Source organism: Flavobacterium ardleyense (assembly GCF_042686085.1).
GTDB classification, from domain to species: domain Bacteria; phylum Bacteroidota; class Bacteroidia; order Flavobacteriales; family Flavobacteriaceae; genus Flavobacterium; species Flavobacterium ardleyense.
Map to the genome: position 1 here is coordinate 1 of NZ_JBHUOL010000007.1, position 7,435 is coordinate 7,435.

The following is a 7,435-nucleotide window of genomic DNA, read 5'->3' on the forward strand; positions in this document are numbered from 1 at the left end:
GAAAATGACACAATTATAATTGGATTACAAGAAATAATACCAATTGAATTAGAAGCGAAAGATAAATCAGGAAAATGGAAACCGATTGAGGAAAAATATAGACATTCTTGTGGAACTGGAATCGGTTATATTTATTTGGCTCCCGAAAATGTAGTTTTAACTTCAGTTTTTGTTTACGATGGAGATTATAAAACAAAACTTAGAATAAAATTAGGCAAATCATATTCAAATGAATTTTATGGAAAAATAAATCATAATCAATTTGAAAGTAAATATAATGCAAATGGAAACCTGAAAAGATAAAGAAACGTTGTACAACAGCCGTTTGTAGCAATTGCTAGGCTTGGCTTGTGTTCGGAATTTTCTCCGAAAATTCCACTAGGAGTTTTGTACTTGTAATCTTTTGTCTTAAATTTACGCAACTGCCACAAGCGACAACACGTTAGCAACAAGCTTAAAAAAACAGAATCTAAAAAATGAAAGAACACGGAATTAAAATTTTATTTGGAATTTTAGCAGTTGGAATTATAATTTCATTTTTTCATATACTTAATGACAAAAATGGTTCTGGATTAGAAAATGTAATTGACACTTTAACGTTAACTTCAATAATTCTGTTTCTGTCAACAATTGTATTTATTTTATTATCATTTAAAAGAAACATTCGAAAAATTAGCATTTGGTTTCTTCTAATTTTAAGTTTTCCACTTGCAATTATGTCAATGACTAACTTAACAAAAGAGTTTTCTTTAAACATTACTGAAACGACAACGCCTAAAGAGTTTGCTTATAACGTAAAAGTTGACCCAAGCATTTATGAACGTGACAAAATCAAAATACAAAAATTAGTTGACAGTTTAATAGAAATTAAAACTATTGAAAGACCAGCAGAATTAGCATTGAGATATTTTAATGGAAAAACTTATAATGACACAATTGAAAGAGATTGGGCAATTGATTTGCCTGTAAAAGTTGAGTATAAAGAATCAATTATTGACACGCTTTTTTACTCGAAAAATGGAAATCAAATTGTTGCAGGATTGTTAATAAACAAAGTATTTAACCAATATCAAGATTATCCGAATGGCGCAATTGAATATTTTGGAAAAGGTTTTGAATTTGATAAAAACGAATTAAAGCCAATAAAAATGCTGAAATATTCTGTGACAGGCTATGACAATTATAAATCCTGTTCGGAAAAATTAAGATATTATTATTTGAAAAAAATCGGAACTTATGAAAACGAGTTTAATATGAATGATACAAGATTTTTAAAACGAAAATAAAAGCCAGTTGCTAACAGCGGTTTGTAAATATTGTTTTATTTGGTGGAATCACCGTAATCAATTACTTTTACGATAAACAAATTAAAAATAGTTTTCATAAGAAAACAACATTCACAAGCCACAAAACGTTGTGCGTCACTTTAAAAAACAGAAACTAAATGAGATTAACATCGGACATATTGCAAGTTAACAGACAAAAACTTCTGAATGCATTTCCGGTTGACTTGAAACAAGACGTTGAAATTGTTGCGGATTTTTTAATAGACAAAAACTTTGATATCCATCCGAAAGTTGAACAAGAAATTATATTAGACGGGCAAAAACTGATTATTCCAGGACGAGTATATTTCGACATCCCAACTGACACAGCGGGAAACAGTTTGACAATTAATCAACAAACGATATTGAACTGTATTTATTTAAGACATCATAACGGTTTTGTTAGACAACAACAATTAGAAAAACTAATATACAATGTAAAAGACTATTATGTAATTCCATTTGTTTTTCAACTTTTAGGCGAATATGTAATGGAAATTTTAGAGGTTGCTGACAAACATATTAACGACAAAACAATTAATAATTATTTAAAGTTTTTTAATGAAAATCCAACTTATAGACAACAAACTGAAAGCAGAATGATAAGTTATTGGGATGTTTATTACAGACGTTTTAAATATAACAAATTAAAAGAGTATATCGGACGAAAAATATTTGACCGAATAAAAAAAAGCGAACGCACAACAGCGGTTTGCATAAATGGCGAATTATTTGGTTAATTCACGTTTATCTTCCGCAAGAAATTTTATCTTAGCCGAAAGATTACGGTTACGAAGTTCGCCACTTCTGCAAGCCACCAAACGTTGCCAGCAATAAAAGAAATGACAGAGAAAATTAAGAAAGTTTGGAAAGATCCAGTTGGCAGTAAGCTAATTTCTGCGGGAATAATCGGATTATTATCTATTATTTATTTTAGCTTAAAAAGTCTTTACAACGACAAATCATTTATAGAAAACCTAAAGGGATTTGTAAATTATCAAATTTCAATACTTCATTTAATTTTCATTTTGTTAGGAATTTTAATTGTCTGGATAATTTGGATTGTAATTAAAAAAAATAGAAGACCTAAAAGTGCAGAATATACTGAATCTCATAAAGTCTTGGATTTTGAATTATTTGATAGAATTAAAACTGATTTACTTCCACCGAATGGAACTATTGCTTTTTTAAGGCACAATAATTTTGCAGGCTTTGCATTCCGAATTGATAATTTAGATGATATTTATAAATTCGAATACGAGTTTACAAAACCAGATTTTGAATTTATCGAACCAGAAATGGAAAATATTTTAAGAGAGCTTAAAAAACATACAGCTGAATTTACAAGTTTAATCGGACTAAATACTTGGAGTACGAGCAATAAAAACATTAACGCTAATACAGTTCCGCCAGAATGGGAAATAGAACAACCTGAAAAATTTAGAGACATTGTAAATAAAATCCATACGGAAACGAGAGGAATTTGTTCAAATTACGATAAGTTGATTAAAGCTGGAAGACGGAAACTGACGGAATAAATTACTGCTGGCAACAACGTATAAAAATAATAGGGCAATGAGTGCTTAACCCAATGGCAAAGGCACTTTTGCAAGGTCGCCAAATTTTTAAATTTGGCTTATTGAGAAAAAAAGATAATAAGAAAAATTTAAAAATTCAGCTTGTGTTCAACCGAATGGTAGTTGCCTTTTTCCCGCCCTACTATTCTTATACAAAACCGTTAGCAATAATTTGAATGAAAACCAAGATAATAAATACAATATTAATAATTTTAGTTTTGCAAGGTTGTTCTAAAAAGAACATAGATACAGAATTACTTGGAAATTGGAGCTCAACCAAAAGTTCAAATATTGTAGATTTACAATTTTTTGAAGACTCTTTAGTAACTGATACTTGGGATAGAAAAACAAAATTCTCGTGGAAAAGTAATGCTTCTAAAATTTACTATACACAATTAACAAATTTAGATTCTAAATTAGAAACTGATTTTATTTTTGATTATAAACTTAACAGCCAAAAAGACACTTTATATTTGAAAAAAGAAACTGATTCTTCTTTTACAAATCAGTTTCTAAAAATCAATAATGCTTATCAATATTTTGAGAAAAACATAAATCTTAATATTAATTTACTCAACAAAGAAAGTGAACTTATTTCAAGTGGAAATAAAAAATTTGATTTTAATATTTACTTAGGTTATAAAAATGGTCAAATAATTGCTAAAACAGATAATTCAATAAATCTAAATAGAATTGAAATTTATGACTTAATATCTTCAACAAATGATAGTGAAATCAATAAAATCAAATATTTACTATTTACTGACAAAAAAATCCCTGAAAAACAAGTTGATTCAATTAAAAAAATTCTCAGAGAAACATCTATCAAAAAAATATTTAGAGTTTATACAAATGAAAACGTAGATTATAAAAAAAATCACTGGAAAACTGAATTAAATTGGTTTGGTAAATATGAGTAAACAAACTATTGCTAACAGCGGTTTGTAAATATTGTTTTATTTGGTGGAATCACCGTAATCAATTACTTTTACGATAAACAAATTAAGAATTGTTTTCATAAGAAAACAACATTCACAAGCCACAAAACGTTAGCAACTATTATGAAAAAAAAGTTAGTCATAATTCTGTCATTTCTGATTTTTAGTTGTAAAAAAGACACTGAAATAACTCATAGTAAAAGTAACTTTCAAGAAATAGAAATAACTCATAGTAAAAGTAACTTTCAAGAAATAGAAGCTTTAATTTCTGACACTATTGAAAGGTTTACTGATTCTATAAATTTTGGAATCAAAACAAAAAACAAAATAGATATTTTTCACATTGAAGAAAGTCAAAACACTTTTGTTAAAATTTATTTATATGAAAAAAATAATAGCAAATGGAAAATAAAAGATAGTCTTAAAGTTGAAGGAGATAAAGTGAATATTCTAAATACTGAAATTAGTGATTTTAATAATGACAAACTTAATGACATCATATTCACTTCTGGAACTTCTGCTCGTGGTGGAAATAATGTTCAAACCTTAATTTTGTATAAAAAAGACACTAAAAAATTAAATTGGATTAAAAATTCAGACTATTTCCCAAATTTGATGTATAATGAAAAACTTGATTGCATTGATTCTTTTATATTAACTGGAGGAAATACAACTTGCTTTTTAAAAATTAAAAATGATAGTTTGTTTCATTTTGCGTCAGTAGATCAAAGAGACAATAAAATAAGCGTTGAAATTTTAGATGAAAATGGGAAATGGAAAAAAACACAAAGTGTTGAGGATAATTCAGAAGATTTTAAAAGGTTTATAGACTTTAGTCCAATAGAAGAGAGATAATAACAGTTGCTAACAATGGTTTTATAAAATGGCTTGGGCTTGGTTTTTCCGAAGGAAAAACCTCTATGAGTCGAAATTTGTCTATATTTGCTTTGGTCTGTGAAAAATCAAAGCCACTTTATAAAGCCACTAAACGTTGGCGGTAATATTAAAAAACCGAAATTGAAAAGACATTTTATCTTAATATTTATACTATTTTATTTTCTGGGATTTTCACAATGTGAAGATTCTGATAAATTAGATTTTGGTGGAACATATTTATCGAAAACTAACAATTACATTCCATTCGATTTGGAAATTAGCGATACAATTCAATATTGTTGCGACATTAAAAAAATAAAAAGTTATTCCGATTTCATTTTTAAAAAATCTGAAGATTATATTATTGAACGTGGTGGAATAGAATTTTACAACAACTTAAAAATTCATCAACTTGAAGTAAACTTTAATGATTCAATAAAAATAGTTTATGATAATCAAAAACTTTATAATTTATCAAACTACAAAGTTACTTATTGGATTCTTTATACTTATACAAACAAAAATATTGAATATGGTTTTGGTCTTGAATTCGATAAAAACGGTGAAATGATTTCTGAAAATAAATTCCCGAAATATTCTGGAAACTTAGACTTTGAAAATTTGAGTAATTATTGTGATGCTCTAGAAATTGTAAAAAAAGATAAAAGATTTAAAGACAAAACTGTTGATTATATAGAATTAGCATATTTAGACAATATAAATTCTTTTTGCTGGTTAATTGAAGAAAAACGAAATCAAAATAAAGAATTAGGAAAATGGGAAAAGCAAGTTGTCAATCAATATTTAGTCAACGCAAACACAAATGAATTAGAAAAGATAATTAAGAAAGAAAGTATGTCAATTGCTAGTGGTGTTAAAATAAATTACAAAACAAAAAAACAATTGCGGAAAGAAGAACGTAAAAGAAAAAAATTAGAAAATAAATAAAAATACTACTGCCAACATCGGTTTTGCACAATGGCTTAGGCTTGGTTTTTCCTTCGGAAAAACCTCAATGAATTAAAATTTTGTTTATATTTGTTGTGGTCAGTCTTAAATCAAAGCCACTGATGCAAATCCGCAACACGTTAGCCGATATGTTAAAAAAAATCACGTAAACAAATAAAAAATAACAAATTAGATAATTACGAGATTGAAAATATTGAAGACTGCATTCCTACTATTGAAGAAATGTATCAATTCAAATTTGAAAATGGTGAAACTGAAAAAGTAAAAAATTTTGATGAATTTTGTGATTTAATAATTACAAAAGTAAATTTTGAAAATGTTGAAAGTTGTACAACTCAACAAGCATTTTATAAATTAAGAATTTCGATTGTAGAAGAAAGAATTTATGAGAAAGAAAAAATTAAACTAGAAACAGAATTAAAAATAATATTTCCAAGAAGTAACAGAATAAAACTGGTGAAAAAACTTGAGAAAAATATTGGATTGGAATTGAATGTTTTAAGTTCGCCGAAATCTGTAATTTATTCATTAACTGTAATTTTATTGGTTTCAATATTTATGCTTTTCATTAACTTTTTATATGGAATAATTGGAATTGGAATATCAGTTTATGGCTTTTATTGTTGTAAATGGTTTGGAAAAGAGCTCGAAATAAAAAACGTAAAAGAATTAGTTGAAAAGATGACAACCGAAAATTATCTTAATATTCGAAGTAAAAAAAATACTGTAAATAAATCTGAACTAAAAGTTGTGGTAACTGATTGGTTTGTAGAAAATGCTGGAATAGAAAAAGAAAAGCTAAAAACATCAACATTTATCTAAAAACACATCTGCTAACAGCGGTTTTGCGAGATTGCGAAATATCTAGTAAATTCACATATATCTTTCGCAAGAAATTTTATCTTAGCGGAAAAATCTCGGTTCCGAAGTTCGCAACCTTGCAAAGCCACGAAACGTCAGGCTGTGAAAAAACCTTGTTTTTTCACAATTTGCTTTTTAAAGCTCTTGTAAACTTCAATACCTTCGTTCTGCGGTACACTATTTTTTAGGCTGCAATTGGTAACTCTTTTTCATTAAAGCCGTTATAATAGCTGTAATAACTCGTTTTAAAACTAAAACAACCTTTGTTTTTGTAAGGTGACTTCCATTTCTTGAGTTTATCTATTAAATCCGGTACGCCCAGTATATTTATGGAGCGTTTGATGTTGTACACAAGCATAATTAAACTGTGCTCGCCATTTACTTTTTCCAAACCCGTTAAATTAGTGTGATTATAGCCCCATTGACGCTTAATAGTTCCAAAGATATGTTCGTTGATCTCTTGACGTTTTCGGTACAACTGCTGGTTTTCCTGATACCGCTGATTATTCTCTTCAACAGCATCAGCATACTCACTCCTATCAATCTCTCGCCCGCCTGTTCTACTGGTACAAAGGTTCTTTACAGACATGTTTTACAAGCTGGAGTTCGGTATTTTTTGAATTGGTAACTGTCTTTCTCTCTTGTTTTCTTGTGCCAACGTCCCGTGGTTTTTAATGTTGCCCCTTGTGGACAAATGTAGGTATCAGTTTGTTTATTGTATTTAAATTTAGCAACCAAATAAGCAGGCTGTGTACCGTTTTCATTGCTTTTTCCTGGATCAGGATGCGCTACAATAGTTACAATGTTATTGTCTTTACAGCGGGTGATTTCACGACCGTTGTGATAGCCTTTATCTACCAAAACCGTGCACGTTTCTATTGCTAGGTTT

9 protein-coding genes and 1 pseudogene are annotated in these 7,435 nt (G+C 28.3%); 8 read left to right on the forward strand and 2 right to left on the reverse strand.

From position 1 onward, the window contains the following. The 8 genes from ACFSX9_RS03885 to ACFSX9_RS03920 form a co-directional block, all read left to right on the forward strand. Positions 1–303, forward strand: a 303-nt coding sequence (locus tag ACFSX9_RS03885) for a hypothetical protein (RefSeq protein WP_379804669.1), incomplete at its 5' end; no start/stop codon positions are given. 173 nt (positions 304–476) lie between these two features. Beyond that, on the forward strand, positions 477–1,286 hold the full coding sequence (locus ACFSX9_RS03890; RefSeq protein ID WP_379804671.1) for a hypothetical protein: 810 nt from the start codon (positions 477–479) through the stop codon (positions 1,284–1,286). 158 nt (positions 1,287–1,444) lie between these two features. Then, a complete protein-coding gene (locus ACFSX9_RS03895; protein WP_379804673.1) occupies positions 1,445–2,065 on the forward strand; it encodes a hypothetical protein in 621 nt (206 codons plus the stop codon). A 102-nt stretch (positions 2,066–2,167) separates the two neighbouring features. Further along, positions 2,168–2,863, forward strand: coding sequence for a hypothetical protein (locus tag ACFSX9_RS03900; RefSeq protein WP_379804675.1), 696 nt, complete (start codon positions 2,168–2,170; stop codon positions 2,861–2,863). Between the two features lie 215 nt (positions 2,864–3,078). Then, positions 3,079–3,822 (forward strand): hypothetical protein, encoded by a 744-nt coding sequence (locus ACFSX9_RS03905; RefSeq protein ID WP_379804677.1) that lies wholly within the window; start codon positions 3,079–3,081, stop codon positions 3,820–3,822. A gap of 141 nt (positions 3,823–3,963) precedes the next feature. Continuing rightward, positions 3,964–4,695 carry a hypothetical protein gene (locus ACFSX9_RS03910; RefSeq protein ID WP_379804679.1) on the forward strand — a complete coding sequence of 244 codons (732 nt, stop codon included), beginning with the start codon at positions 3,964–3,966 and terminating at the stop codon, positions 4,693–4,695. A 162-nt stretch (positions 4,696–4,857) separates the two neighbouring features. Next, complete coding sequence (locus ACFSX9_RS03915; protein ID WP_379804681.1) at positions 4,858–5,664, forward strand: hypothetical protein; 807 nt, start codon at positions 4,858–4,860, stop codon at positions 5,662–5,664. A 243-nt stretch (positions 5,665–5,907) separates the two neighbouring features. After that, the gene (locus ACFSX9_RS03920; protein ID WP_379804683.1) at positions 5,908–6,507 is read left to right on the forward strand and encodes a hypothetical protein; all 600 of its coding nucleotides are present in this window, start codon (positions 5,908–5,910) and stop codon (positions 6,505–6,507) included. Between the two features lie 223 nt (positions 6,508–6,730). Here ACFSX9_RS03920 and ACFSX9_RS03925 read toward each other — a convergent pair whose 3' ends face one another. Next, positions 6,731–7,135 carry a transposase gene (locus ACFSX9_RS03925; RefSeq protein WP_379804685.1) on the reverse strand — a complete coding sequence of 135 codons (405 nt, stop codon included), beginning with the start codon at positions 7,133–7,135 and terminating at the stop codon, positions 6,731–6,733. Beyond that, a pseudogene (locus ACFSX9_RS03930) lies at positions 7,126–7,435 on the reverse strand (IS1182 family transposase); the annotation flags it as partial. The pseudogene ACFSX9_RS03930 and the gene ACFSX9_RS03925, both read right to left, overlap by 10 nt.